Below are 1,420 nucleotides of genomic sequence, written 5' to 3'. Positions count from 1 at the left end.
GCCAAAGCGTCCGCCACGATCCTGTCTGACGCAGGCTTCGCATCGCGAACCCGTTCAAGCGCCAAGCGGAGAAAATCGTTGCCTGGAAACAACGCCTCGGCGAATTTGATCCGTGAATCATGATCCAGCCCAGAGATCGTCTGGCCCCGCCTCTCAAGCGCCTCAGAAAATCTGCGAAGACTACGACCATAGGCAACACGGGTGCTTGGGGCCAAGCTGCTGTCACTGGTCACTTGTTCTAAGACATGCGCATCTGCCTTTGAAGGCACCGCCACTGGCCACCGGCCAGTCGCTGAATAGCCCGGCTCATGATACGCACGCAGGACGTTCAACGCCGGCCTTATATCCTTTATGTCAGTGTTTTTTGGAAAGAAGGTATCGAGGTGATCGACCAGGGATTGGTGATTTTTTAGATCAGTCGCTTGGCCACGAGCGCCGAGATCATTCGCCAATCGGCGAAGCGCATACGAGTATATTCGGAGCGTCGGCGCGCTATGGTGTTGCTGAGCCTCAGCATGGGCGATCGCCTTATCAATCACGTCCCGGTGTTCGTCGGACAAGTGGGGATAGCGGTTAGCCGGGGCACCAACAGACGCTGAATAGCCCGGCTCATGATACGCACGCAGGACGTGCAACGCGCTCTTCATATCATCGCTTTTCGGAAAGAAAGCATCGAGGTGATCGACCAGGGATTGGTGATTTTTTAGATCGGTCGCTTGGCCACGAGCGCCGAGATCATTTGCCAACCGGCGAAGTGCATACCTGTATTTTAGGACCGTGCTCTCGCTATATTTTTGCTGAGCCGCAGCGTGGGCGATCGCCTTATCGATAAGGTCCCGGTGTTCGTCGGACAAATGGGGATAGCCGGTGGCACGGGCGCCACTCGCGACAGGTTCGGCTCGGCGCGGCTCGGCCACGTGCTGCTCAAAACCCGCTTGCCGCGCTTGGCCAGCATCCGGCAAGGGGCCAGGGCGGTTCAAGGAAGAGAGCATCGCGTCTGGGACGCGTTGGGTCCCATGGGAGAAGCCTTGGGGGACGGCGAATGAGACGTTTATGGAGTTCTCGATGGCAGCGGGGGGTGCCTCAGCCCTTGCGGAGGGCGCGGCCTCCGCATGCAGCCTTCCGATGTGTTCGGACCCTGTCCCTTGAACCGGTACCCCTTGCAATGGCAATTCACCCAATTGCCGCATGGGGGGCTGCATCGGCACGCGGCCGCCTGAATTGCCGATTTCGCGCGGCTGCTGCTGAATGGCGGCGGCTTGCGGCGTATTCAGGGCCCTCTGCCTCTTCGCTGGCCGGAACAGCGCTGTGGAATGTTCGTTGTTGATGATGCCCCCCTGGGGTAGCAGGTGGTTGCCCTGGTCAAGCGCATCCGGCGAGGGCCGGATCTGCTGTTGGCTGGCAGCCAAGACTGGCGGAG

At 59.7% G+C, this 1,420-nt stretch carries 1 pseudogene; it reads right to left on the bottom strand.

The window, feature by feature from the left end:
• Window positions 1-962, bottom strand: a pseudogene (locus CN311_RS32890) (Ulp1 family isopeptidase); the annotation flags it as partial.
• Window positions 963-1,420: the final 458 nt, after the last annotated feature.

The sequence above is a fragment of the Mesorhizobium sanjuanii genome, from assembly GCF_002529485.1.
Taxonomy (GTDB): Bacteria; Pseudomonadota; Alphaproteobacteria; order Rhizobiales; family Rhizobiaceae; genus Mesorhizobium; species Mesorhizobium sanjuanii.
The sequence above is the reverse complement of the archived record's forward strand: the minus strand, read 5'-3'. Positions and strand labels throughout refer to the sequence as shown.